We start from the raw sequence: 25,907 nt of genomic DNA, 5'->3' as shown, positions 1-25,907 counted from the left end.
ATGTCAACTTAAGACAACTCTTCCTGATTAAATAGTTCTAATAAACCAATTGTGCCGACAAAAAAAGTATAAATACCATATTGTAATGGTATCCTGTTTTTTTCAGGTGCATAAATAGTTGCTATTACTGCTTCTAAAAAATGGATTGTGATAACAATTCGTCCTATCCAAACAACTATATTTAAATAATTTAAAATTTGCTGGTTATTTATTAGCAGATAATCATTCCATAATTCTAAGAGAATTGCTCCAGTCGTCAGCACTATAGATATGATTTTTATAAAAATAAATATCTTGGGGTTGACCTTTTGAAAAACCTGATTATGAAGAAATAGTTTAATATTAACCATATTGAAATTGCTTTAATTGCTCAATTAAATGATCAAAATAGGGGGATATCTGGGCTTGCTGCTCTGATGCGACTCGCTTTAAACTGGCAGTCTTAATGCCTTCTAGCCCTACCACCATTGCATCTAACGGCACTTGCAATTCTTGATACAGCAGTTGCATATAGTGCAATCCTTCCGTGCTGGTGTAGTCTGTATGCTGTCCAACGATACCATAAGTAATACAGCGCAGGAAGTGCCAGAAATCACGCCAGCAGGCATCTGCTCTGGCGGCTGGGTAGAGTCCGCCACCGGGTTGGGTGATTTTGGGGAATGTATTCAATACCTGGGTTCTAGCTTCATCTACAATTTCATTGACGCGATCGCGCAGTTCCCTAGTTACTATAACGAGTGCTGTGCTTGATGGCACAAGCTGCTGAATTTGATCTAAATCTTCATCGGTGAGGTAGCGTCCCTCGTCATCTGCCGCTTGGAATCGCTGAATTACTATCGGTGGATGGGTACTCTGCCAGGTGGCAAAACTAACAATCCTAGCTTTGTGGATCAATTCCCGAACTGCCGCACTTAGGGGTGGCTTTGTCACGTCGCTCCTCCTACGGAGACGCTACGCAAACGCTCCGAAATCAAATCCTTGAGACAAAATATATTTTCCCATGTTTTGGGGCGATCGCAAGATATGAGACATCCGGTTCAGACTAAAGTATAAGAAATCGTCTACTGTTCGCTGCTATGGAACTCCACGAAATCGAAACCAAATTGCAAGACGCGGATTTTCAATACCGCCTCAAGGCAATCTCTGCCCTCCAAGATTATCCCACCGATGTCGCTGTTCCTTTACTCACCCGCCATATCCAAGACCCAGAGTTTCTGGTACGAACATTTGTTGCTAGGGAGTTGGGCAAGCAAAAAACGTCGGAATCCTTCGCGGCTTTGCTGCAAATCATGAAGTTTGATAACACGCCCAATGTCCGGGCAGAAGCTTCTAACTCCCTCTCATTATTTGGCAGGGTTTCTGCCTCTCATCTAGTGCAGACATTTTTACGAGATGATCACTGGTTGGTGCGGCGCAGCATTCTGGCAGCCCTTGTAGAAATGGACTGCCCTGAAGAAGTGCTGGAGGTTTGCGCTTTAGGACTAGAAGGGGAAGATGCCGCAGTGCAGGAAGCCGCCGTAGATGCGCTGGGTTGGTTGGCGAGTTCCCGTCAGTCTGAGGCTGCTTTGTCTCAACTCCTGATACTGAAAAATTCTGAGGCTGAATATATCCGGGTACGGGTTGCCTATGCCCTCAAGCACTTTATTACCCCCGAAGCCAAGGAAGCCCTAGGAGAACTGAGACAGGATGCTGATTACCGTGTAGTGGGAGCAGCAATGGAAGATTTAATCCCTTGAATAATAAATCTTTCTTTTGCATGAGTGCCTTTTAACTTGTTCTGTGAGACACTCCTATAAAGCAATTCAACATAACTGTCTAGAGATGTTGTATAGAATTGAATATTAAACCTAACGACTTTAAGTAATATAAAGTTATTTTGATCAAGTTCGTAGTAAGGACTTTAGTCCTAAAAGAAGGACTAAAGTCCTTACTACAAACCTTTAATTATTTACGCCGTTCTACTTAGACTGGCAGAATTGGTCAAGAGCAAACTATTACTGAGTATTTTTGTTTGCACGAAAGGAGAAAAACATGGCTGAAATTCCCACCGGCGGTGAAATGCTCTGGAAAATGGAAGGGGACGATCGGGTCTTATACCTGCGGCATAATTCGTCTGAGCAGTGGCGGCCGTATGAAGAGTTTCCGCAGTATGTTTTACCCGATCCTCAAGGATTTTCTAAAGGGATTGCTACCTTTTTGGCATTGCTAAAGAAAGATTGGACAGCAACTAAATCATAGATATAGCGGTTCTCACTTTAGTGAGGTACAAGAACCCCACCCCCAACCCCCTCCCCGCAAGCAAGGAGGGGGCTATGATATACCTCATGTGATTAGGAAACGCTATATACTTTCCAAGCTGGCGCGTGTAGTCCGACGGGTTAAAGCATGAGGTGTATCTAGCTCTTGTGCAGGGTGACTAAGCAGGCGCGATCGCATTTCATCACTTAGCCCCTGAACTTTGGTAAAATCTGCTCCGGCAATGCTTTCTAACTGCTCGAACTCAACGCCAGTCATATCTGCTGCTCGTAAATCTGCACCTGCTAAATTAGCCCCATTCAACCGAGCATTACGTAAATAAGCCCCTGCTAACCAGGCTGTTCGCAAGTCTGCTTGACTTAAACGCGCCCCCTGAAGATTAGTAAGAGTTAGATCAGCACCCCCCAAATAAGCCCCCAACAAGCTTGCACCCTGCAAATCAGCATTTCGCAAGTTGGCTGTATTTAGCTGCGCCCCGTTCAAATTAGCATTTGGCCCGATCGCCCCAGAGGATTTATAAGCAAAGTCTTCTGGAAACAGAGTCTGGCTATTATATTTAGCTCCCAGCAACTTGATGTCCGTCAAAATTGCTCCCCGTAAATCTGCACCACTCAGATCAACTCGATATAAACAAGCTGAGAGTAAATTCGCATCCCGCAAAATAGCTTGGCTGAGATCCGCGCCCCGTAAATCAGCTGCGCTGAGATTCGCTTCACTCAGATCAGCTTGACGGAGATTCGCTCGAATCAGAGTAGCTCTATGAAAATTGGCTTTTTGTAATTCCAGTCCACTGAGATTAAATTGATATAAATCTTGTTGACACAGAGTAAGTCCCGCCTTGAGAGCAGCCAAAACGTCTTGGGGTGTCTTGAGAGTCTCTCTGCTGATCATGAGTTGAAATCGTGAGATTATTTAGGGGTATTGTACCGCGACACTAATTCTTAATTCGTAATTCGTAATTCGTAATTAAATTTATTTTGTTTGTTTGAGGATAACCTATGGCTTTGCTGACACCGATGACGATGATGGACTTTTTTCGTAAGAGTGAAGGAGTCTGGTTTACCCACCGCACGGTGCATCACTTTGATACGGTGGCGGATGAGTCGGGAGAATCAAAGCTGTATGTGGGCGTAATTACGGATGATCCACGGATCAATATGATTTGTGAACAGCAAGGCATTGATCCAGTTATGGCGAAGGGAGGAGCTAGCTTTATGTGGCAAGCACATGACGATGACAAAGAACCGAATCCTGAGCAGGCTGCTGTGTTGATTGATGTCCCAGATGATGAGACGGGGCGATCGGGCAAATTACTACGCAACCAAGGATATGTGGAAAAGATTCCCGTTGTTAGCCGCTACTGGTTTGGCAAAGACGGCATTTTAACAATTGATACCGAATATGACAGCAACCAGGGACAGGAACGCTGCTGGTTTATGACAGATGATTTTCGGGTGCGCGTCAGTACAGTGCGGATGATGAATGGAGTGTATTTGATGACCTATTGCTCCGAAAGACGCTGTTTAACTGAGACAAATTTAGCAGAAATGGTACAACACAACTTATCTAGGGTGAAAAACAGTTAGTACAACTGACTACTGACAACTAACCAAAGAAAGTGATAAGCATGAATTGAATTGACTTAATTCTGTCCTACTTCCTGATGTTAAAAGTTTCAAAATTTAAACAGGGGAGTTGTTATAAGTTAGGTATGGTATTGCTGGAAGCCGGTGATGTGATGATAAAGCCATGAATAAAACGGTTGAAGTCCTACCAGATCAATCAGCGTTAATTGCGCGATCGCTTGATTTGATCCTGACCAAGTTAGATACTGCCATTAAAGAGCAGGGAAAATTTACGATCGCCTTATCTGGCGGTAGCACACCTAAGCCGTTGTATGAAGCGATCGCCCAGCAAAAATTACCTTGGGATAAAATTCATGTGTTTTGGGGCGATGAGCGTTATGTTCCCCCAAATCATCCTGATAGCAATGAATTAATGGCGCGTCGTGCCTGGCTAGATCGGGTTGATATCCCTCCAGCCAATATTCATGCTGTACCCACCTTGGATAACGATCCAGGGCTATCTGCGGCTAAATACGAACAACACTTGCAAGCATTCTTTCAATCTGCACCGAGAGAATTTCCCGCTTTGGATGTAGTATTGCTCGGCATGGGTGATGATGCCCACACTGCATCTTTGTTTCCCCACACAGAAGCTTTAAAAGTAAGCGATCGCTTAATTACTGTCGGTAACAAAGACGGCAACCCCCGCATCACCTTTACATACCCATTCATTAATGCAGCTCGCACGGTCATGTTTGTAGTAGCTGGTGCGAACAAAAGACCGGCTCTAGCTCAAGTCTTTGCCCCACAAGCGGATGACTCTACCTACCCATCCCGCCTAATTAAACCTCAAGGGGAACTTTTGTGGCTACTTGATGCCGCCGCAGGTGCGGAACTCTCAGCTTAATTTTTGTATCACAAGTAGTTGTTAAAATCGAAAGCTAGAGTTGCTCTTTTACCACAATTTTAGGAGGCAGGGGAAGCAGGGGAAGCAGGGGAAGCAGGGGAAGCAGGGGAAGCAGGGGAAGCAAGGGGAGATTATATTTCTCATCCCCAATCCCCAGTCCCCAATCCCCAGTCCCCAATCCCCAGTCCCCAATCCCCAATCCCCAATCCCCAAAACTATATTTTAGGATGCTCTTGAACAAAGGCTTAAATCAATGATAGTTTGCCCTAATTGCAATCACTCAAATCCAGACGGCGCGGTTCAATGTGAAGCTTGCTACACACCGTTACCAGCTACTAGCCACTGTCCCAATTGTGGTGCAACGGTACAGTCTGATGCCGCTTTCTGCGGTCAATGTGGCTTTAATCTACATTCAGCTGCTGTACCTGCTGCTGCTACTGTTGTTGCTACTGTTGCGCCTGACATCCCTGTAGAAGTCCCAGCATTGGTTACTCCTGATCCAATACCAGATCCAATGCCAGATCCAATGTTGGAATTACTACAACCTAACGCTTTAGGTATTGACCCTGGGTTTGCACCCTTACCACCTACAGAAATGGCTGCGCCTCCAGTCGCGCCTCCAGTCGCGCCTCCAGTTGCACCTCCAGTTGCACCTCCCCCAGTCGAGGCAGAAATTACACCACCACCAGCACCACCAGCTGTAGTAATTGAAGAACCTGTTCCCACTGCACCTCCTGAGCCAGCACCAGCACCAGTCCAAGCAGCAGAAGAACCAGCACCAGCACCAGCACCAGATCCAATACCACAGCCTGTAGTTGCACCACCATCTCCCGCCAGAACCCAATTACAGCAAATCACAGCCTTATTGGTTCACGTCCAAAGCGACAGAGAAATTGAATTACCACCAAGTCTGTCTGTGATTCATATTGGCAAGCCGAATGACCGCATTCCTCCAGATATAGATGTTTCAGGATTTTCTAATTCTGAAATTGTTTCTCGCATCCACGCCGATATTCGGATGGAGGGAGATGCTCACTATATAGAAGATGTCGGCAGTTCTAACGGAACTTACATTAATAATTTGCCCTTATTACCAGGTAACAGACACCGCCTCAGACCAGGCGATCGCATCAGCCTTGGTAAAGGAGATTTAATGACATTCCTCTTTAAACTCGCTTAACTATAGGTATAGAGGATTAGGGGTGTAGGGGTGTGGGGGGAAGAAAGAGCAGCCAATCTAACCCTTGGGTTAAAAGCTCTGCTCCTTGGGGCATCCATGTTGGGTTATTTTTCAATCCCCGTCCGACACCTTCAACCCCTACACCCTTACACCCTTACACCCTTACACCCCTAATGAAGAATTACGAATTAGTATGAGCGAACCAGGGAAAGATTTTCATAAATTATTGACCAACGAAGCTCCGCCAGTAGTTGAACGTATGGGGCTAACTTGGCTAGTAGGAGCAGCGATCGCTACAGCCATCCTTTGGCAACTACCAATTGGTAATTATATTTTATACCCTTTTAGTATTTTAGCTACGTGGTTTCACGAGATGGGTCACGGGCTGATGGCTATATTATTGGGTGGACAGTTCCAGAAATTACAAATTTTTAGTAATGGTTCTGGGGTAGCCACTTATGGACTCCGGACATCATTAGCTCCCCTTGGCCCTTTCTTAGTCGCCGCAGCCGGGCCAATGGGGCCTCCACTAGCAGGCGCAGCTTTAATTTTAGCGTCTCGTAATTTTAAAACAGCCTCCTTGAGTCTCAAAATTCTCGGAGGTTTTTTACTGGTTTCGACATTAATTTGGGTACGTTCCTCCTTTGGATTTGTGGCAATTCCCCTATTGGGTGTCATGATTTTAGGTATTGGTTATAAAGCTTCCCAATGGGTGCAAGGATTCGCCATCCAATTTTTAGGCGTGCAAGCCTGTGTGAGTACCTACCACCAACTAGATTATTTATTTAGCAGCACGGCTGGCCCTTTGGGACTGTCTGATACAGCCCAGATGCAAAAATATTTGTTGTTACCTTATTGGTTTTGGGGTGGATTAATGGCGATCGCATCCTTAATCATTCTCGTACAAAGTCTCCGCATAGCCTATCGTTCAGTATAGTCATTAAAAACCTGACATGAGAAATGCTGATTTATACACAGGAGACTAACTAAAACACATTGCATAATTATATAGCAGGTGGCAACCTCCGACATCGGGGAATTGTCTTATCTTAAGTTATGAACATGATCGTGCAGCTACCAACAGATACTTGTGATTAAATAATCAGCATGAAATTTCAACTGTTATTCGGCTCTTTATTATCCCAGCTTAAAATACGTCATTGGTGGTTAGGTGCTTTATTATGGATAGCTTTGGTTGCTCCGGCTCAAGCTTCTGTGATTCTGCGTGTAGCTATTGAAAGGGGAGTCAATCAAACTAAAGTTGGCAGTTCCACAACGGCGATTGTCAAAGACAGTACCGGGCGAACTCTAGGACAATTACCAGCCATGAGTGCTTTTTATGCTCAAGCTGTACCTGGAGGAGTAGCTTTAGATAAATGGCAATCTGGTTTATTTTGGATTGAACCATCAGGCAAAGGATTCGTGTATATTGGCGATCGCTGGTATCGCGGTAGAACTCTAGTTGTCCCCACAGACAAAGGTATCGATGTCGTTAACTGGGTAGATTTAGAAGAATATCTCTACAGCGTCATCGGCGCAGAAATGAGTTCTAGCTGGCCACAAGAAGCCCTCAAAGCTCAGGCGATCGCAGCCCGTACCTATGCTCTTTACAAACGACAAGAACAGCGTAAAAACCCCGTTTATGATTTAGGTGATAGTCCCGATCGCTGGCAAATTTATAAAGGCGTAAGTAGTGAATCTCCCGCCACTTATGGCGCAGTTGATGCCACGGCTGGGCAAGTATTAACTTATCAAAATAATCTAATTCTCTCAGTCTTTCATGCTTGTTCAGGAGGACACACCGAAAACGTAGAAGATGTTTGGGGAAATCCCCTACCTTACCTGCGTGCAGTAGAAGACTATGATCAAAACATCAAAGAATGTAATTGGCAACGCACCTTTTCACCCACGGAAATTAGCACCAGAATTGCTGGGGTGGGCAATGTCCAAGAGATAGTTCCAGAGGCATTTTCACCTTTTAACAGTGTAAAAGCTTTAAGAATTGTTGGGGATAAAGGGACAAAGGTACTGCGCGGCGAAGAAGTCCGTACAGCACTCAGACTGAGAAGCACTCGATTTAACGTCACCAAAGCAGCCGATGGTAATTTTCTACTCCAAGGCTTAGGTTTTGGTCACGGTTTAGGCATGAGCCAATGGGGAGCGTATAATTTAGCGTTACGCGGTGCTAACCACCTCCAAATCCTCGGACATTATTATCGCGGTGTCGCCCTCACACCAATTAAGGCGAAGTGATCAGGGACTGGGGACTGGGGACTGGGATAAAATCTCCCTGCTCCCTGCTCCCTGCTCCCTGCTCCCTGCTCCCTGCCCCCTGCCCCCTGCCTACTCCCCACTCCCTCGCTCTAATCGCCTTTGCCATTCTGCGTCAATTTGTGCAGAACGTTCTACTTCTTGATCTAGTAAATCAGTTTCAGTGCTGTACACCAAATTTTCATTAGTAATGACTGTTTCCGTGCCGAACTGACGAGCGTAATCAATCTTTTGTTGTAAATCTGGATTGGGATTGGCTAATAGTCTGGCTCTAGAAATGCGATCGCGGTTACGAGTTAAAATTTTGTCGTTACGCCACTTGATCCAAAAATAACGGATCAAAGGTACACCTAAAAAACCTACGCCATAAGCCAATAGCAGCCAGTAAATGCCTTGGACAAAAGCTACTAGTCCACCTAACTGAGCCGCAACTATACCATCTCTTAATAAACTTCCCAGTACCAAAGCACCGACAAGATTGGCTACACCTAAACCAGCACTGAGCATAATTTGCCCAGAACCAGCTGCACTAAATCGCCAAGGTGATTCCTCTAGGTAAGTTGACACAGATTCTTGCTTTTTATTGCTGGCTCTTACCTGCAATTCTGGGAAATAATACACAATTTGCCCTTCAGAACTGACTTTAGGTTGTCCGTTGAATCTCAACAGCACGGGCAACATATAATCTTCGTACTCCTGCTGATATCCTGCACCCAAATCATCAAGATAAGGAGCGATTTGTTCTGCTGCTATTGCACCCTGGTTACTCCGAATCACTGCGGCTATTTCTTGCCAACGGCGTTCTTCTAGACGTGCGTTAGGATTTCCATCACCAAACAAAAAGGAAAATACAGCCTCGAAGAAATTCATTTGGCTGTCTTCTTGCCTATCACGCCGCCGTTGTTCGGGATAATTTCGATGATTGGGGTTAAAGTACCAAAACAAATCAGGAATATAAAAAAATCCCCAACCGCCACTAGAATTGCTGCTGCGGTTGTCATCGTCACTACTAGAGTTGAGTGCAGTAATAATCACAATGATGGTGATAGTAATTAAAGCAATAGAAGCAACTAGAAAAATCCCGAAGGAAATCCGAATCAGGTAAAACAGAACGCCCCATAGCTTCTGCCACCATTCCTGCAATTTCAGTTTAAAGTATTTATTCCGTAAAATATCTCGAAAATTCCGAGGAAATAAGTAAACAACATCTCCAGTGTCTGCTACCTGTAAATGTCCTCCAGCGTCGGTAGCTAGAGCTAGTAATCCTTGGTTAGCTTCTGCTAAGTTCAATCCAGCCTGAGTTGCCACATCTCCAACGGTGACGCGGTAGCCCAGTTTTTCCACAGCTTGCATAACAGTGGGATTGGGAGTCATTGCTCTCCTCTCCTATTGAAATTTATTCGCCCTTCCTTCAGTATAAAGTTTGGTTTTGGGCTAACCACCCACCCATGAATAATTTAGTCGTGAGAATTATTCTGAGGAAACAGGTAGGCGATCGCAGCATAACCAGACGCAGTGATTAAACTAACCAACAAAGTAGCGAAAATTAAGGTAGACATAGAAGCCAGATGATCCTCTAGTCTTGAGTAAAAGTATTTGTATCTCTTTAACCTAACAGTTGAGTATGACGTAGATACAATCAGGCTGTGACAATTGTTTGTATCTATGCTAGGGGCAAACAAAAGCGAAAAGTAGTGCCTTTTCCTAGTTCACTTTTGACTTGAATTTGACCACCTTGTAACTCAACCAAACGCTTGGTAATAGTTAAACCAATCCCCGTTCCTCCAGAATGGCGATCGCGCGATTGATCAGCTCGCCAAAAACGCTCAAACACATGAGGTAAATCCTCTGGAGCAATGCCAATACCTGTATCAATGACTGCAATCCATAGTTTACCTGCTTCAATCCAAGCACGGAGAGTAATTGAGCCTGTAGTAGTATAATGCACCGCATTACCCAACAAATTAACTAAAATCTGTTCAGTGCGATCGATATCTGCTAACACTAGTGGTAATTGTGCGGGCAATTCTGAACGCAGCACCGGGCCATCTTCCATCAATTGATCCGTGAATCGCTCTACCAATGAATCTAGCAAAGGATATAAATCCACAGGTTGAATATTAATCGGTAAATAACCAGCTTCTGCTTTAGAAAGTTCTTGTAAATCATTCACCAAACGTTCTAAACGTCTAGTTTCTCTAACCAAGCGGCGATAAACTTCCGGGGATGCTTCCATCGCCCCATCCGCCAGTTCCTCCAAATAACCACGTACCACAGTTAACGGTGTTCGCAGTTCATGAGTCATATCACCAATTAGTTCTCGTCGTCGTATTTCCACTCCCTCTAAACTATCCGCCATGCGGTTAAAACTAGTACCCAGTCGATTCAGTTCAGGAATGTCAGATAAAGGTAATCGTGCTTCTAAATGACCGCCTGCAAACTGTTGAGTGATTTGTTCCATCTCAGTTAATCGCTGCATAATCCGTTGAGAAACCCAGTAACTCAACCCTCCCGCCGCACTAGTACCCACAAACACCGACCAAAGAGTGCTACGCCACCAAGCAATTTCAAATCCCTGCACTAATTCCGTCCGACTATGAACGATATTGAATCCCCTACTTTCTAATGTTTCTAAATGCAAAATGAAAAAACGAGGGGAAGAAACCTTACTAATGATCACAAGGCTAATTAACCCCACTATCATCACTACCAAGTGGGAAACAAACAAGCGCGATGCTAAAGGTAAGGATTTCATGGCAGTGCTGAGTTATGAGTGCTGAGTGCTGAGTGCTGAGTGAGTCTACCTGCATTTACACCTTATCAAGCTTGTACTCATTATTCATTATTCATTACTCATTACTCACTACTCATTACTCATTACTCAGCACTTTTTAAACCGGGGGAGAGTCTTCAAACTTGTAACCAACCCCAACTACAGTTTTAATAAAAGTGGGATTAGCAGGGTCAGTCTCAATTTTTTTACGTAATCTTGCTACATGAGTATCAACCACACGCTCATCACCAAAGAAATTATTTCCCCACAGTTTGTCAATTAGCTGGGTACGATTCCAAACTCGACCCGGATTACTGACAAAGTTGCTTAACAAGTTAAATTCTAGAGTAGTCAAATCTAAAATTTCTGGTGGTTGGGAATTGATCTGGCGGGTGGCAGTGCGTTGGTCTACATCTACTATAAAGTGTTGGGTACGGTTAACCTGAGTTTGTCCACCTTGACGCAGGCTACGCCGCAACAACGCCCTGACTCTAGCTACCAATTCTCTAGGGCTAAAGGGTTTTACCATGTAGTCATCCGCACCTGTAGATAAACCAATTACCCGGTCTATTTCTTCGCCCTTAGCCGTCAGCATGAGAATATAAGGGTCTTTTACACCGGGTTTTTGACGAATTCTCGCGCAAACTTCCAACCCATCTAATCCGGGAATCATTAAGTCTAGGATAATTAAATCTGGTGGTTGCTCTTGAAACATTCGTAAAGCATTGATTCCATCGCGGCTAATGCGACAAGTAAATCCTTCTTTTTCTAAGAAATGTTGGATTAACTGAGCAATTTCTGATTCATCCTCAACAATTAAAATGTCCATCTTGATTAGGATTTGACCACGCAGAGTTTCTGGATTGTTATTGTACTTCAGTTGTAGGGGCGAGGAAACCCAAAATTTGTGTTGCTTTGTTGGGTTGGGCTGCGCTTGATTTCACAGAAAACCTACACCATAGCTTGTGAGCATGATGTAGGTCGTAATTTATTCTCAAAATTGACAATGTGTTCTTTTTCTAGAGATTGGAATTAGACAGTGTTCGATAGCTATACCCCATGTGAGCATCTTTTTGAATATGTTGTTTAATGCTATCGAGGTCAATGAAATAATCAGCAACATCTATTAAACAGTCGTTTGTCATCGTTCTCAAACTGACGACTTCTACCCGCACGCCTGTACTACTGACAGCATTAACAGCGTATGCTAAATCGCCATCTCCACTCACTAAAACCGCAGTATCATAGTAGGGAGCTAAGGTAATCATATCTACGGCTATTTCTACATTCAAATTGGGTCTTTTGGAGTTATCTGTGACTTGGACTTCTTTTGTCACTACACGATAACCATTACGACGCATCCAAAATAAGAAACCCTGTTGTTTGTCGTTACTCCGGGGACGGTTATTGTTTGGTCTTGAAATATCAATTCCTGTGTAGAAAAATGCCCGCAATAAACGTGAACCTGCGGTTAAATGACAGAGTAATTTGAGATAATCGATTTCAATACCAAGTTGCAAAGCAGCATTAAAGAGGTTTATTCCATCAATAAAAATAGCTACTCGACCACGATTTGAGTCACTAGTTACAGCTAAATCATTTCTAGGTTCTCTTGGTCTGGAAATTTCATTTTTATTACCATTTTTTATTTGAACTTTCCCTGATAAATGAGGCTCTTCGGACAGGGGTTTATATGTATTGCTTGCTTTGGTAAAACTCGTGTTAGTCATTGATTCCTCTGGATGTTAAATCTCGCAAAGATGAAGGGGTAATTGACCATAGGTTACCTATACTGATAAATCAGCAAGGCAAAAAAATATATGCAGTTGCTTGACACAAAGACACTCAAATTTTGTTCAACGTTGAGATTCCAAAGTTTAATAAGCAAGAGCATTTAACTCTTTTTAGGCAACTTTTACGAGATATTCCCTCTGTCGATATGCCGCCATTTCCATACCACTACAGCACATCAGTCATGGTTTGTGGAGAAACCATTGGCATCTTATTCCTATTGTAACTCCCTCTTTAAAATTTCTTACATTAAGGCAATATTTATATATTGATATGGTGATTTTAGGCAAAAATAATCAGTAGTTAAGATTTGCAGACAAAAGCCTTAAGTTTAGGTTTTTTTAATCTTTTGAATATATTCCTTAATGTTAAGGATTGTGCATATAAATTATTCATGATTCTTGGGGAATCATAAATATAGCGTAAACATTATGCTGTCCCAACCAAGGCTGAAATACTATTTTTTCAGGAGGTGTATAATATTTAACTTGTTTTGTTTGGGGAATATTGCTAAATGTGAAAATTTATACGCGATTAAGGTAGCGATCGCAGCTTGGTTGTTAAATTAGCAAAGAATCTCTAAAATCAAGCAAGTTAGCGGCAATCAACAATGGTATCTACTACTGCACGCTTCTCGGATGTCCAAAACCATTGGGCGCGTCCATTTATTGAAGCCTTGGCGGAAAGACGCATTTTGAATGGCTATCCTAACGGTACTTTTCGCCCCGATAACTCAGTCACCCGTGCTGAGTTTGCAGCTATAGTTGCAGCTATGTTTAACGTTGCTGCAAAGCGTCCATATATCTTCTTTAGTGATGTTCCGGCTAATCATTGGGCGGCTGGTGCAGTTAAAAAAGCTTACGAAACAGGATTTTTAACTGGCTACCCTAATAAAACTTTCGGACTCAATAACAGAATTGCGCGTGGTGATGTCTTAGTCGCTTTGGTGAATGGCTTGGAAATTGCCACTAAGATTAAACTGGATTTATTAGACAAATTACCGCAAATTTACCAAGATGCGGCGACTATTCCTAGTTATGGTAAAAATCAAATTGCGATCGCTACTAGTGCAGGTTTAGTCTCTAGCTTTCCTAATATCAAATTACTTAATTACACCGTTGCGGCTACTCGTGCTGATGTGGCTGCCATAGTCTATCAAGCCTTAGTTTATCTCGGTAATGCCCCAAAGATTAACTCTGCATATCTTGTAGTTCCCCCCACCCCTTCCGCCAGCACTGTCAAAGTTAGTCATCAACGGGAATTTCGGGGTGCATGGCTAACAACAGTTTGGAATAGTGACTGGCCTTCCAAAGCTGGACTACCTGTAGCACAACAGCAAGCGGAACTAGTCGAGATTCTCAAGCAACTACAACAACTGAACTTTAATGCTCTCATTTTACAAGTACGTCCAGAAGGTGATGCGTTGTATGCTTCTAGCATTGAACCTTGGAGTGCTTGGATAACTGGAACTCAAGGCCAAGCCCCAGAACCATTTTATGATCCATTGGAGTTTGCGATCGCCGAAGCCCACAAACGCAACATCGAAGTTCACGCCTGGTTCAATCCCTACCGCGCCAAAACAAGCATTAAAGGTGCTGCTAACGTTCGTCCCCATATAGCTTTAACCAATCCAGAGGTAGTATATCAATGGGGTAATCAGTTATGGATGGACCCAGGCTCAAAACTCGTTCAAGATAGAGCTTACAATGTAATCATCGATGTTGTCCGCCGCTATAACATCGATGCTATTCACCTCGATGATTATTTTTATCCTTATCCCATCCAAGGTCAATCTTTCCCCGATAATAAAACCTACGCCGCGTATAAATCAGCCGGGGGTAAACTCAGTGTAGAAGACTGGCGACGAGAAAATGTCAATCAAATGGTTCTACGTCTATATCAGGGAATTAAAGCTACAAAATCTCATGTAAGATTTGGTATCAGCCCCTTTGGTATTTACCGCCCTGGACAACCACCAGGAATCACTGGCTTAGATGCTTACAATGTATTGTATGCTGATGCTAAAAAATGGGTAGAACAGGGCTGGATTGATTATATCGCCCCGCAACTATATTGGCGGACTGACCAACCCAAACAAAGTTACCCCGCATTACTCAAATGGTGGACAGAAATTAATCCCCAAAAACGACACATTTACACAGGTAACAACATTTCACAATTAGACGGCAAAGCTTGGAAAGATGAAGAGATAGAAAAGCAAGTGAAAATCAGCCGCAATTTAGTCAAAGATTTATCACTAGGTAACATATTTTTCAGTATGAGTTCCATTACTGAAAATCGTCAAAGTATCGCTGATAAATTTAAAGGCTCACTTTATGCCACACCTGCCATCGTACCTACAATGTCTTGGCAAAGTCAATCTGCACCACCGCCACCCAAAGAACTACAAGTCAATAACCGCAGACTCAATTGGCAACCTGGAGATAATCAGCCTGTACGTTCATGGACACTCTATCGTCAAAGTGGGGAAACTTGGACATTGCAAAGAGTATTGTCTGCCGGTACAACCTTCGCCACTGTGCAGCCAGGAACTTATGCTGTGTGTGCAGTAGATAGATTAGCCAATGAAAGCGAGGGTGTAGTAATTACCGTGAGTTAATCAACAAGTTTGTAGTCAGGACTTTAGTCCTTCTAAAATAAGCACTAAACCCGGATTTCTCACCAATTATTCCAACCTCAGTCCAGAGTTCGTAGGGGCGGGTTAAGCGAAATATTCGTGCATGATTCGAGCATATCTGTAAACCCGCCCCTACTGTTTGTGAGAAATGCGGGTAAAGACTTACTACCAACCCAATTAACCTTCCATTTATGGTATTTTTGCAGAAAATCAGGCGTTTACCGAAAATTATCTATCTAGCGATCGCAATTTTAATTATCAGCTTCTTTGTGATTAACTTAGAAACAGGTGCTGTTGAAATTAGCAGTATAGAATTTATCGGAGAAGCTACTTTACCAAAAAGATTATCCTTCCAAAAAACTGAAATTGGAGGCTTATCTGGAATTACCTATGATAATAAAACAGACCTTTATTATGCAATTTCCGATGACCGGGGACAAAAAGCCCCAGCCCGCTTTTATACTTTTAAAATAGATTTAGATCAAGGTTATTTGCAAGATGGCGGCGTTATTCCAGTTGGTGTCACCACACTATTAAACAATGACAATCAACCCTTCCCCCCTAATGCAACTGATACAGAAGGTATTGCTGTCACCAAAGAAGAAACAGTCTTCATTTCTTCTGAAGGTGATGTTAATAGATTGATTGCACCTTTTATTAAAGAGTTTAACTTAGCTTCTGGTCAAGTCATTCAAACACTACCCATACCACTAAAATTTTTACCTAACAAAAATGGGAAACAAGGCATACGTAATAATTTAGCCTTTGAAAGCCTTACCATTACACCTGATAACCAAACTTTGTTTACGGCTACAGAAAATGCTCTCATTCAAGATGGGGTAATAGCTGAACCTAATATTGGTAGTCCTTGCCGCATTTTGCAATATAATCTCAATAATAATCAACTAGCAAAAGAGTTCCTTTACCAAACCGAACCAGTAACATCGTTTTTTAATCCCACAGGTAAATTTGCCAGTGGATTACCTGATTTACTGGCTTTAGATAATCAAGGTCACTTTCTCAGTATAGAACGTTCTTTTACTGGCTTAGGATTTACTGTTTTCTTATTTCAGTTCTCTTTAACAGCAGCAGATAACATTCATAATATAGATAGTTTATTGGCAGTTGATACTAAAAAAATTACCCCAGTGCAGAAAAAACTGCTGTTAGATTTAAGAACTCTTGATGTAGCACTAGACAATATAGAGGGTTTAACTCTTGGACCACAACTATCTCATAGAGAACACCTTTTGATTCTCGTTAGTGATAACAATTTTAATAGTATACAACGCACTCAATTTTTAGCTTTTAAAATTACAATTCAATCACCAATTATGAGTTTATTCCGTCGAATTTTTCAGCTAAAATAAACATTTATGAGCCTTGAAAAACTTTATAAACCCGGTTACTCAAAGAAACTGGGTTTATAAAAATGTCATTCTGACTGGAGTGGAGCGGAAGGAAGAATCTAGTACCACAAGGCGGAATTCAAAATTCAAAATAAAAATGTCATTCTGACTGGAGCAGAGCGGAAGGAAGAATCTAGGCTTTGTGGCACATATCGAGATGTTAACCTGTGGGAACGCTTTCAGCGTTGGTGAAGCCTGCTCTTTGCGCTTACATTCCAGTTCTTACCCTATGGGAACGCTGGCGCGAACGCTTTGCTCAGGACTCCATACTCTTACGGTGAAGCAACATGGATAGTAGAAATTTTGATTATTAAGTGAAATCACTAGACTTCTTATCAAAGTCAATTTCGTTCATTTAGGGATTACGTAAATTTTCTCATGCCTTTTATTTAAGCAATATGTTACATAATGTTTAAAGGATTTTGTCGAAATATGAGCAAAATTCTCTTTCAAAATTTAAGCTGTTCTTGACAGCAATTTTCAGATTGCATAATTAACTTGATAAATTTAATAAAATCTGAAAAATGAAAATTAACTCCTAACCTAATTAACAATTATTTGATAGCGTAAAATTTCCAAATATGGTCAACTCAAGAACAGAGCCAGATGTTTATATTGGAAAATTTTTAAACAATCGCTATCTAATAATAGATTTGATTGGTAAAGGTGGTATGGGACGGGTTTACTTAGCAGAAGATACAGCTAAGGGTGGTAAACAAGTCGCCTTAAAAATCCTCATGCTAAGTTTAGCAAATCAACAGTTATCTCAACGTTTTGCTAGAGAAATTTTTATTGGCGCACAATTGGGGCGGAAAAGCCAACATATTGTTAGAGTCTTGAGCTATGGCGTGACTGATGATAAAACTCCATTTTATGTTATGGAGTATCTTCAAGGTAAAAACTTGAAGCAAATATTGAAAGCTCAAGCATTAACAATCGGCAAATTTTTAGATATTTGTTATCAAATTTGTTTAGGTTTACAATGCGCTCACGAAGGTATTACCCTCAAAGGTGAGATTTATCCAATTGTACATAGAGATATCAAGCCTGAGAATATATTTCTAACCACAGATCCCAAACAAAATGAGCTTGTTAAAATTCTTGATTTTGGCATTGCTAAATTTTTAACAGAACGCAGTGGGATGACACTAACAGATTCTTTTATTGGCAGTTTACCCTATTGCTCTCCCGAACATATGGAAGGACGCAAATTACTTGATGTCCGTTCTGATATCTATAGTTTGGGAGTATTAATGTTTGAAATGTTAACAAAAAAACATCCCTTTCAAACACAAAGTAATTCCTTTGGTAATTGGTATCAAGCTCATCGCTTTCAAACTCCACCTGCATTCACAGAAGTTGATAATCAATTAAAAATTCCGCAGGAATTACAAGAATTAGTGATGAATTGTTTAGCTAAAGAAGTAGGCGATCGCCCACAGAATATTCATCAAATATTACAAGTTTTAGAACAAGTTAAAAATAAAATTGAGGCGAATGTGGGCAATACTGATGTCTGGGAAAGCTTGCCTACAGTACAGTTAGTACCTGTAACTTCAATCTCAGAAAAAGAATGCTTACAAAAAATATGGCCTAAAAATAAACCGATTCAGACAATTGGTTTTCCTCATCTCTTACATACTACTCAAGGTAGTATCCCCACATACTGGGCAATGTTACCTAAACAAGAAATTGTTAGTTTTTTAAGTAAAAACAATAGCACTGAATTTATTCATAAAATGTCAGTCTATCCGATGATATTATGGGTGACAGTGTTATATGATGCCCAATTATCTCTAATTCGCTGGTTATCATCTTTTATAGATTTAAGCGAAAATAAGGGGCAAAAAATAGTTCAAATTTTGGCAGATACTGGATATTATCATTTACTATTTTTTGCTTTAGAAGAGCCAAATACTTGCGCTCATGTCATTACTTTAACACTTAATGCTAAACAGCGTCAGCAACTATTGGATTGTTTAAATTCTACTCAAAAGTCGCAAGCAACGACATCAATTGTCTCCGAAGAAGCTAAAGGGTTACTTAGAGTAGAATATGAAAAAATTAAACTAGAAATTATGCAAAATCTAGTTGTCAATAAATCAATTCATAAGTTTGATCTAAAAGATTGGTTGTCTGAAATTATTGGGCAATTTATGCAATTATTTGTATTTAAAAATAACAAATAATATTTTATTTACATTTTAAAAATAAGGGTGATATTAGAGGTTATGGAAAGTGAATAAAAGTACATTTGTATCCCCAAAAAATGCAGGACTAATTGTTAATCGTTATCAATTGAAGCAATTAATTGGTAGCGGTGGGATGGGGGAAGTTTTTTTAGCAACTGATATGCTTCTAGGAGGAACACCAGTTGCGATCAAATTTCTAACACAAACTGTATCTGATGCCAAAATTCAAAAAGACTTTCTTCGTGAAGCATTGATGAGTGCAGCCTTAAGTCAAAAAAGCCTGCATATTGTTAGAGCTTACGATTATGGTGTCAGTGAAAAAGGGAAACCATTTTATGTGATGGAATATCTCAACGGTAAAAGTTTAAAAGACTTAATTCCCTTACCATTGCCTAGATTTTTAAATCTGACACGGCAAATTTGTTTAGGTTTACAGTGCGCTCATGAAGGAATTCAAATTGATGGTAAGATTTGTCCTTTAGTCCATCGAGATATTAAACCAGCAAATATATTAGTTGTGCCAGATCCGATATTAGGTCAGTTAGTCAAAATTCTCGATTTTGGGATTGCAAAATTTTTAAATTATACAGCTACACTTAGCACTAACAGAGGATTTCATGGCACTTTACCCTATTCTTCTCCGGAGCAACTAGAAGGGGAAAAATCAGATAGTCGCTCTGATATTTATAGTTTAGGTGTGATGATGTTTGAGATGCTGACTGGTGTTAAACCTTGGCAGCCAGAAACAGATTTATTTGGGGCTTGGTATAAAGCACATCACTTTGAAGCCCCGCGAACAATCGCAGAAGTTAGCCCACAGCTAAAAATACCGCAAAATATCAATAATTTAATTATGGCTTGTTTAGCTAAAAAAGCTAGCGATCGCCCCCAAAATATTAGAGAAATTTTGCAAGTTTTAGACAACATAGAAAAATCTCAATGTGCCAATCTACCTATAAGTTTTGCTACTGAAAAGACATCTAAAATATCTCTAGATTCTCAATTGTTTTTAGCAGTCGAAAAAAACTTTAAACAATTTACTTGGCCTAAAAATAAACCTATACAAGAAATCGTTTTTCCCCAGCTAATGACTACTAATCAGGGAACTGCGGTGGCACTATTGCTAATGTTGCCAGAAAGCGAAATCCAAAAGCAATTAAATTCAAAACTATACAACCGATTTATTTTTGTCACATCACCCCACCCCATGCTGTTGTGGGTAACACTACTCTACACTCACTCATTTGGGGCTAAGTGGTTACCATGCTACCTAGATATGCAGAATCCCTACAATCGTCGGCTAGTGTCATTTTTAGCTGACCATAATAGCTATCCTTTGATGTGCTTTACCCTAGAACCACCCAACAAATGCACCCAAGTTCTCACTAGCCACGTTGATCTCAGCCAACGGCAAAAGCTGAAAATTTGGGTAGAACAAAGTCAAAAACTACCTCCAACTACTCAACCCCAGTTGAGTAAAAATCTGCTCAAACAACAGTACAAGCAATTACAGTCTCAGATGCTAGAGAGAATAGGTGACAGGTGACAGGTTACAGGGGACAGGTGAGAGCAGGGGGAGCAGGGGGGAGAAAAATACAATGCCCAATGCTCAATCAGGAGTCAACTGCCCTATCCCCTTGTGGGTAGGGCTTGTAACTAACCGAGAGACTCGGCTGAAACATACGGGTAATTGACCGTACCCTGTCTCCCCGGCACAGCCTTCCTTATTGTAGGGAGAAGAATTTGAATCCATTTCACGAGAGTGAATACAGATTCAATTATTTCTACCGTCACCGACAAACCACTTTTTCTTATCCACTGGTGTTGCATTTAAGAAATGTCATGTCTCAAGTAGATAATCTTATTGTACCAAAGTTCCTGGCTCACTTACATCCCCACCCACAAGGTGATGGGGTTTTACGCTCGATCAATAAAAAATTTACCAAAAAATTGGGTTGACAAATTCTTTTATCTTAGTCATAATAGGGAAGTTGCCAATTAAGGGACTGTAGTTCAATTGGTTAGAGCACCGCCCTGTCACGGCGGAAGTTGCGGGTTCGAGCCCCGTCAGTCCCGTTAATGAATTTTGATTTATCAGTAACTAGTGCTGGGTTAGATCCGTTCGGAGTCATCCGTCTTGAGTATAGAGTTCAAATTCTTACTCAGCACTCACAACCGGCTAAACGCCGCGCTACCGCTAACAGCACTCAGCACTTGCTATAGTAATCATTGCCTTGCGAAAGAGAGAACTATTGTGACTGTCAGAGTCCGAATTGCACCTAGTCCCACTGGGAATCTACATATTGGTACAGCTAGAACAGCTGTATTTAACTGGTTGTTTGCTCGTCACCACGGCGGGACATTTATTTTGCGAATTGAAGATACAGACCTAGAGCGATCGCGTCCTGAATATACAGAAAATATTCTGGAAGGATTGCGTTGGTTGGGACTCAACTGGGATGAAGGGCCATTCTTTCAATCCCAACGTCTAGACCTGTACAAACAAGCAGTACAAAAACTCCTCGATCAAGGTTTAGCCTATCGCTGCTATACCACATCAGAAGAACTCGAAGCCTTACGAGAAGCCCAAAAAGCCAAAGGTGAAGCCCCTCGTTACGACAATCGCCACCGTCACCTCACCCCAGAACAAGAAGCGGAATTACAAGCCCAAGGGCGTAGTTTTGTAATTCGTTTTAAAATTGAGGATGGCCGGGAAATTGTCTGGAATGACCTAGTAAGGGACAAAATGGTCTGGCGCGGTAGTGATTTAGGTGGTGATATGGTCATCGCCCGCGCTTCCGAGGAAGGTATTGGTCAACCCCTATACAACTTTGTGGTTGTAGTGGATGACATTGATATGCAAATCAGTCATGTGATTCGGGGAGAAGACCACATCGCCAATACAGCCAAGCAGATTCTACTGTATGAAGCATTGGGGGGAAAAATTCCTGAATTTGCCCACACACCTCTGATTTTAAACATGGAGGGACGCAAACTTTCCAAGCGGGATGGGGTGACATCCATCTCTGACTTTCAGCGAATGGGCTTTACATCTGAAGGTTTAGTTAACTACATGACCTTGCTGGGGTGGTCGCCGCCAGATTCTACACAAGAAATATTTACCTTAGAATCAGCCGCCAAAGAGTTTAGTTTTGAGCGCGTCAATAAAGCTGGGGCGAAATTTGACTGGGCGAAATTAGATTGGTTGAACAGTCAATATCTCCACAATATGCCAGTAGACCAGCTCACCGATTTAATTATCCCTTACTGGGAAGCGGCTGGATATCAATTTGATGGCGGACGAGACCGTGCTTGGTTAGAAAAGTTGGTAGGTTTACTAAGTGCTAGCTTGACACGGTTAACCGATGCTGTAGATATGAGCAAACTGTTTTTTGGCGAGACAGTAGAATACAGCGAAGAGGGTAGCCAACAACTACAGCAAGCCGGCTGTAGTGATGTTCTGCAAGGAATTATCACAGCCGTGGAAACTCAACCCGAATTTACAGAAGCTGTTGCCCAAGACATAATAAAACAAGTGGTAAAAGCCCAAAACGTCAAAAAAGGCTTAGTCATGCGATCGCTCCGCGCTGCGCTAACTGGAGACGTACACGGACCCGACCTCATCCAATCTTGGTTACTCCTCAATCAGATTGGTTTAGACAAACCACGCTTACATCAAGCGAATATAAGTAAAGGGGTGTAGGAGAGACAAGGGGGACAAGGGAGACCAGGGCGATTTTTACCCAGTCCCCAATCCCCAGTCCCCAATCCCTAAAATTCCATAGTCAATTACTCCCAAATTGGGAACAAAGTCTGTAAAATTATTGTCTTCCCAAATACTGAGGTACTTATAGAATCGCTATGTCGAAAACAACGCTAAATAGAGGAATTAGATTATCTTTAATGATAGTTACGCTTGGCGTTATATCGGCACTGCCAAGCAACAGCAAAGCCCAAGAAACCCCCCCGATCTTTGGCGATATCACTATCAGTCAAAAATTTTCTCCAGACCCCCTCACAGTCCGGGGTATGAGTGGCGGCTCAGTAGCAGGAAACAAGATTGCTGGTAGAGTTGACACTTCTACTGGGCCATGTACTGGATTTGTACATGAAGCACCAGACCACAGTATTAAATTAACCAATAAATTTGACTACCTAAAACTCCAAATACAAGCACCTGAAGACACGACTATTATTGTCAAAGGGCCTGGCGGGACTTGGTGCAACGACGATTTAGATGGCAAAAATCCCGGCATAGTTGGTGAATGGCTACCTGGAGATTACCAAGTTTGGATCGGTTCTTACGAAAAAGATAAATATTTTCCCTATACGTTACAAGTTACGGAAGTGAAGTAGGCTTGGGCAGAAAAAAGTCAAAAGTCAAAAAGAGGAAAAGGGGCAGGGGGCAGGGGGCAAGGGGGAAACCCCATAAATAAATTTAGGGGCTTGAAACCCTTTTTGCAGGGGAATTCCAGTATCTTTCCCCCCGCCCCCTGCTACCTGCTCCCCTGCCTCTTCGGTCGACACCTCGGCTACGCTCTTTGCGGAGGGTAAAGCCTGCGGCAAGCGTTCCGTAGGCAAGAATCTCGGTTTTGCACCGTAGTCTCAAGATGTTTCATTTCGCTGTCGCTACATTCAACATGACACCTCTGCTCACCTGTCACCCGTCACCGTTCGGCTGACGCTCACGGCGGAAGCCTGTCACCTGTAACCTGTAACCTGTAACCTGTCACCTGTCACCTGTAACCTCTCACCTGTAACCTCTCACCTGTCACCTGTCACCTGTCACCTGTCACCTATCTCCTCCCACTATTGCCATGTTGTATTAGAATTAAGTTAAATTTAATTAAGATTCTTATCGGCATCTCAGATTTCACATAAGCAGTTACAGCTTTGTGGTAATGCCTGATTAGATATCAAATTAAACAAAATGGAGTTATAAACATCCGTTTTACAACTATCTAGTGACGACCGTTGCTAGAAATAACTAAATGTAAATTGGCATCTAGAGGCAAATTAAAATGAAATTCTCTTGGAGAGTCCTCGTACTCTGGACATTGCCTGCTTTGGTAATTGGCTTTTTCTTCTGGCAAGGCGCGTTTGCAGGTAATCCTGCTGACATGAGCAGAAATGCTGCTAATACGCGCATGACCTATGGCCGCTTTCTGGAATACTTGGACGCTGGTCGCGTTAACAATGTGGATCTGTATGAAGGCGGTAGAACAGCGATTATTGAAGCCAGTGACCAAGATATCGAAAATCGTGTGCAACGCTGGCGGGTAGATTTACCAATTAATGCGCCTGAGTTAATCAGCAAGCTTAAAGAAAAGCAAGTTAGTTTTGATGCTCATCCCATGCGTAATGATGGCGCAATCTGGGGACTTTTAGGTAATCTGATTTTCCCAATCTTATTGATTACTGGATTGTTCTTTTTGTTCCGTCGTTCCAATAATATGCCTGGCGGCCCTGGTCAAGCCATGAACTTTGGTAAATCCAAAGCGCGTTTCCAAATGGAAGCCAAAACTGGGGTAAAATTTGATGATGTAGCTGGTATTGAAGAAGCTAAAGAAGAATTACAAGAAGTTGTCACCTTCTTAAAACAGCCAGAAAGATTTACAGCTGTTGGCGCACGTATTCCTAAAGGGGTGCTGTTAGTCGGCCCTCCAGGTACAGGTAAAACTTTACTAGCAAAAGCGATCGCCGGGGAAGCTGGTGTTCCTTTCTTTAGTATTTCCGGTTCGGAGTTCGTAGAAATGTTCGTGGGTGTTGGTGCTTCCCGCGTCCGTGACTTGTTCAAGAAAGCTAAAGATAACGCGCCTTGTATCATCTTCATCGATGAAATTGATGCGGTAGGTAGACAACGGGGTGCTGGTATCGGTGGCGGTAACGATGAGAGAGAACAAACCCTCAACCAGTTACTCACCGAGATGGATGGGTTTGAAGGTAATACAGGAATCATTATTATTGCTGCTACCAACCGTCCTGATGTACTAGACGCAGCTTTATTACGTCCCGGTCGATTTGACAGACAAGTAACCGTTGATGCACCAGACATCAAAGGACGCTTGGAAATTCTGCAAGTCCACGCTCGTAACAAGAAACTTGACCCCAGCGTATCATTAGAAGCGATCGCACGTCGCACACCAGGATTCACCGGTGCAGATTTAGCTAACCTGCTGAATGAAGCCGCTATTCTAACTGCTAGAAGACGCAAAGAAGGCATTACCCTGGGTGAGATTGACGACGCAGTAGATAGAGTTGTCGCCGGGATGGAAGGTACACCATTGGTAGACAGCAAGAGCAAACGCTTGATTGCTTACCATGAAGTCGGACACGCCTTGGTAGGGACTTTATTAAAAGACCATGACCAAGTGCAGAAAGTCACCCTGATTCCTCGCGGACAAGCACAAGGTTTGACTTGGTTTACCCCCAACGAAGAACAAGGCTTAATTTCCCGTTCCCAACTCAAAGCCAGAATTACTGGTGCTTTGGGTGGTCGCGCAGCTGAATACATAATTTTTGGTGCGGCGGAAGTGACCACAGGTGCAGGCGGCGACTTGCAACAAGTCACCGGTATGGCTCGCCAAATGGTGACACGCTTCGGGATGTCTAATTTAGGCCCTCTGTCCTTGGAAAGCCAACAAGGGGAAGTTTTCCTAGGTCGTGACTGGATGACCCGTTCTGATTATTCCGAATCAATTGCGGCTCGGATTGATTCTCAAGTGCGGGAAATTGTTGAACAGTGCTATGAAAACGCTAAGAAGATTATGCGGGAAAATCGTGCTGTCACCGATCGCCTAGTTGATTTGCTAATTGAAAAAGAAACCATTGACGGTGATGAATTCCGTCAAATTGTCGCTGAGTACACTGATGTACCTGAAAAAGTTCAGTTTGTTCCACAACTGTAGTTTTAAATCAGTTACCA

The 25,907-nt window shown here is 42.3% G+C and carries 22 protein-coding genes and 1 tRNA gene; 16 read left to right on the top strand and 7 right to left on the bottom strand.

What is annotated here, in order from left to right:
• Positions 1-8 precede the first annotated feature (8 nt).
• The gene (locus tag L6494_RS12520) at positions 9-350 is read right to left on the bottom strand and encodes a hypothetical protein (RefSeq protein WP_237995334.1); all 342 of its coding nucleotides are present in this window, start codon (positions 348-350) and stop codon (positions 9-11) included.
• Entirely contained in the window at positions 343-930 is a 588-nt protein-coding gene (locus L6494_RS12515; RefSeq protein ID WP_237995332.1) for a phycobilisome protein, read from the bottom strand. Before L6494_RS12515 ends, L6494_RS12520 begins: the two co-directional genes overlap by 8 nt.
• A gap of 146 nt (positions 931-1,076) precedes the next feature.
• Here L6494_RS12515 and L6494_RS12510 point away from each other — a divergent pair, with 146 nt between their 5' ends.
• Together L6494_RS12510 and L6494_RS12505 are read left to right on the top strand one after the other, a co-directional pair.
• A complete protein-coding gene (locus L6494_RS12510; protein ID WP_237995330.1) occupies positions 1,077-1,736 on the top strand; it encodes a HEAT repeat domain-containing protein in 660 nt (219 codons plus the stop codon).
• Positions 1,737-2,007: 271 nt separating this feature from the next.
• The gene (locus L6494_RS12505; RefSeq protein WP_237995327.1) at positions 2,008-2,238 is read left to right on the top strand and encodes a hypothetical protein; all 231 of its coding nucleotides are present in this window, start codon (positions 2,008-2,010) and stop codon (positions 2,236-2,238) included.
• 102 nt (positions 2,239-2,340) lie between these two features.
• Here the strand turns inward: L6494_RS12505 and L6494_RS12500 are convergent, their stop codons facing one another.
• Positions 2,341-3,147 carry a pentapeptide repeat-containing protein gene (locus L6494_RS12500; protein WP_237995325.1) on the bottom strand — a complete coding sequence of 269 codons (807 nt, stop codon included), beginning with the start codon at positions 3,145-3,147 and terminating at the stop codon, positions 2,341-2,343.
• A gap of 107 nt (positions 3,148-3,254) precedes the next feature.
• Here L6494_RS12500 and L6494_RS12495 point away from each other — a divergent pair, with 107 nt between their 5' ends.
• From L6494_RS12495 to L6494_RS12475, 5 genes are all read left to right on the top strand, one after another.
• Positions 3,255-3,842: a phycobiliprotein lyase gene (locus L6494_RS12495; RefSeq protein ID WP_237995322.1), complete on the top strand. Its 588-nt coding sequence runs from the start codon at positions 3,255-3,257 to the stop codon at positions 3,840-3,842.
• A 163-nt stretch (positions 3,843-4,005) separates the two neighbouring features.
• On the top strand, positions 4,006-4,728 hold the full coding sequence (gene pgl / locus L6494_RS12490; protein ID WP_237995320.1) for a 6-phosphogluconolactonase: 723 nt from the start codon (positions 4,006-4,008) through the stop codon (positions 4,726-4,728).
• A 253-nt stretch (positions 4,729-4,981) separates the two neighbouring features.
• Entirely contained in the window at positions 4,982-5,908 is a 927-nt protein-coding gene (locus L6494_RS12485) for an FHA domain-containing protein (protein WP_237995318.1), read from the top strand.
• Between the two features lie 193 nt (positions 5,909-6,101).
• Positions 6,102-6,845: a M50 family metallopeptidase gene (locus L6494_RS12480; RefSeq protein ID WP_237995316.1), complete on the top strand. Its 744-nt coding sequence runs from the start codon at positions 6,102-6,104 to the stop codon at positions 6,843-6,845.
• A gap of 170 nt (positions 6,846-7,015) precedes the next feature.
• A complete protein-coding gene (locus L6494_RS12475; protein ID WP_237995314.1) occupies positions 7,016-8,161 on the top strand; it encodes a SpoIID/LytB domain-containing protein in 1,146 nt (381 codons plus the stop codon).
• A 90-nt stretch (positions 8,162-8,251) separates the two neighbouring features.
• On the opposite strand, the gene L6494_RS12470 is transcribed toward L6494_RS12475, so the two are convergent.
• The 4 genes from L6494_RS12470 to L6494_RS12455 form a co-directional block, all read right to left on the bottom strand.
• Positions 8,252-9,553: a hypothetical protein gene (locus tag L6494_RS12470; protein WP_237995312.1), complete on the bottom strand. Its 1,302-nt coding sequence runs from the start codon at positions 9,551-9,553 to the stop codon at positions 8,252-8,254.
• A gap of 289 nt (positions 9,554-9,842) precedes the next feature.
• Positions 9,843-10,934 carry a sensor histidine kinase gene (locus L6494_RS12465; RefSeq protein ID WP_237995310.1) on the bottom strand — a complete coding sequence of 364 codons (1,092 nt, stop codon included), beginning with the start codon at positions 10,932-10,934 and terminating at the stop codon, positions 9,843-9,845.
• 136 nt (positions 10,935-11,070) lie between these two features.
• Positions 11,071-11,781 (bottom strand): response regulator transcription factor, encoded by a 711-nt coding sequence (locus L6494_RS12460; protein WP_237995308.1) that lies wholly within the window; start codon positions 11,779-11,781, stop codon positions 11,071-11,073.
• Positions 11,782-11,971: 190 nt separating this feature from the next.
• Positions 11,972-12,682: a LabA-like NYN domain-containing protein gene (locus tag L6494_RS12455; RefSeq protein ID WP_237995306.1), complete on the bottom strand. Its 711-nt coding sequence runs from the start codon at positions 12,680-12,682 to the stop codon at positions 11,972-11,974.
• 671 nt (positions 12,683-13,353) lie between these two features.
• On the opposite strand from L6494_RS12455, the gene L6494_RS12450 reads away from it, so the two are divergent.
• From L6494_RS12450 to ftsH2, 9 genes are all read left to right on the top strand, one after another.
• The gene (locus L6494_RS12450) at positions 13,354-15,363 is read left to right on the top strand and encodes a glycoside hydrolase family 10 protein (protein WP_237995304.1); all 2,010 of its coding nucleotides are present in this window, start codon (positions 13,354-13,356) and stop codon (positions 15,361-15,363) included.
• A 209-nt stretch (positions 15,364-15,572) separates the two neighbouring features.
• Positions 15,573-16,751 (top strand): esterase-like activity of phytase family protein, encoded by a 1,179-nt coding sequence (locus tag L6494_RS12445; RefSeq protein ID WP_237995302.1) that lies wholly within the window; start codon positions 15,573-15,575, stop codon positions 16,749-16,751.
• Positions 16,752-17,371: 620 nt separating this feature from the next.
• Entirely contained in the window at positions 17,372-18,979 is a 1,608-nt protein-coding gene (locus tag L6494_RS12440; RefSeq protein WP_237995300.1) for a serine/threonine protein kinase, read from the top strand.
• Between the two features lie 49 nt (positions 18,980-19,028).
• Entirely contained in the window at positions 19,029-20,528 is a 1,500-nt protein-coding gene (locus tag L6494_RS12435) for a serine/threonine protein kinase (protein ID WP_237995297.1), read from the top strand.
• Positions 20,529-20,984: 456 nt separating this feature from the next.
• A tRNA-Asp gene (locus tag L6494_RS12430) sits at positions 20,985-21,058 on the top strand.
• A gap of 3 nt (positions 21,059-21,061) precedes the next feature.
• Positions 21,062-21,205: a hypothetical protein gene (locus tag L6494_RS12425; protein ID WP_237995295.1), complete on the top strand. Its 144-nt coding sequence runs from the start codon at positions 21,062-21,064 to the stop codon at positions 21,203-21,205.
• Positions 21,206-21,236: 31 nt separating this feature from the next.
• Complete coding sequence (gene gltX, locus L6494_RS12420) at positions 21,237-22,685, top strand: glutamate--tRNA ligase (RefSeq protein WP_237995293.1); 1,449 nt, start codon at positions 21,237-21,239, stop codon at positions 22,683-22,685.
• Between the two features lie 158 nt (positions 22,686-22,843).
• The gene (locus L6494_RS12415; protein ID WP_237995291.1) at positions 22,844-23,338 is read left to right on the top strand and encodes a hypothetical protein; all 495 of its coding nucleotides are present in this window, start codon (positions 22,844-22,846) and stop codon (positions 23,336-23,338) included.
• Positions 23,339-24,003: 665 nt separating this feature from the next.
• Positions 24,004-25,890: an ATP-dependent zinc metalloprotease FtsH2 gene (gene ftsH2 / locus L6494_RS12410; protein WP_190701645.1), complete on the top strand. Its 1,887-nt coding sequence runs from the start codon at positions 24,004-24,006 to the stop codon at positions 25,888-25,890.
• Positions 25,891-25,907 lie beyond the last annotated feature (17 nt).

The sequence above is a fragment of the Nostoc sp. UHCC 0870 genome (assembly GCF_022063185.1).
GTDB lineage: Bacteria > Cyanobacteriota > Cyanobacteriia > Cyanobacteriales > Nostocaceae > Trichormus.
The sequence above is the reverse complement of the archived record's forward strand: the minus strand, read 5'-3'. Positions and strand labels throughout refer to the sequence as shown.

Coding starts and splice junctions, on each gene's coding strand:
- L6494_RS12455 (WP_237995306.1), bottom strand. CDS start 12,682: ATGACTAACACGAGTTTTACCAAAGCAAGCAATACATATAAACCCCTG.
- L6494_RS12510 (WP_237995330.1), top strand. CDS start 1,077: ATGGAACTCCACGAAATCGAAACCAAATTGCAAGACGCGGATTTTCAA.
- L6494_RS12445 (WP_237995302.1), top strand. CDS start 15,573: ATGGTATTTTTGCAGAAAATCAGGCGTTTACCGAAAATTATCTATCTA.
- L6494_RS12485 (WP_237995318.1), top strand. CDS start 4,982: ATGATAGTTTGCCCTAATTGCAATCACTCAAATCCAGACGGCGCGGTT.
- L6494_RS12500 (WP_237995325.1), bottom strand. CDS start 3,147: ATGATCAGCAGAGAGACTCTCAAGACACCCCAAGACGTTTTGGCTGCT.
- L6494_RS12440 (WP_237995300.1), top strand. CDS start 17,372: ATGGTCAACTCAAGAACAGAGCCAGATGTTTATATTGGAAAATTTTTA.
- ftsH2 (WP_190701645.1), top strand. CDS start 24,004: ATGAAATTCTCTTGGAGAGTCCTCGTACTCTGGACATTGCCTGCTTTG.
- L6494_RS12450 (WP_237995304.1), top strand. CDS start 13,354: ATGGTATCTACTACTGCACGCTTCTCGGATGTCCAAAACCATTGGGCG.
- L6494_RS12460 (WP_237995308.1), bottom strand. CDS start 11,781: ATGGACATTTTAATTGTTGAGGATGAATCAGAAATTGCTCAGTTAATC.
- L6494_RS12425 (WP_237995295.1), top strand. CDS start 21,062: ATGAATTTTGATTTATCAGTAACTAGTGCTGGGTTAGATCCGTTCGGA.
- L6494_RS12520 (WP_237995334.1), bottom strand. CDS start 350: ATGGTTAATATTAAACTATTTCTTCATAATCAGGTTTTTCAAAAGGTC.
- L6494_RS12470 (WP_237995312.1), bottom strand. CDS start 9,553: ATGACTCCCAATCCCACTGTTATGCAAGCTGTGGAAAAACTGGGCTAC.
- L6494_RS12495 (WP_237995322.1), top strand. CDS start 3,255: ATGGCTTTGCTGACACCGATGACGATGATGGACTTTTTTCGTAAGAGT.
- pgl (WP_237995320.1), top strand. CDS start 4,006: ATGAATAAAACGGTTGAAGTCCTACCAGATCAATCAGCGTTAATTGCG.
- L6494_RS12465 (WP_237995310.1), bottom strand. CDS start 10,934: ATGAAATCCTTACCTTTAGCATCGCGCTTGTTTGTTTCCCACTTGGTA.
- L6494_RS12480 (WP_237995316.1), top strand. CDS start 6,102: ATGAGCGAACCAGGGAAAGATTTTCATAAATTATTGACCAACGAAGCT.
- L6494_RS12475 (WP_237995314.1), top strand. CDS start 7,016: ATGAAATTTCAACTGTTATTCGGCTCTTTATTATCCCAGCTTAAAATA.
- L6494_RS12415 (WP_237995291.1), top strand. CDS start 22,844: ATGTCGAAAACAACGCTAAATAGAGGAATTAGATTATCTTTAATGATA.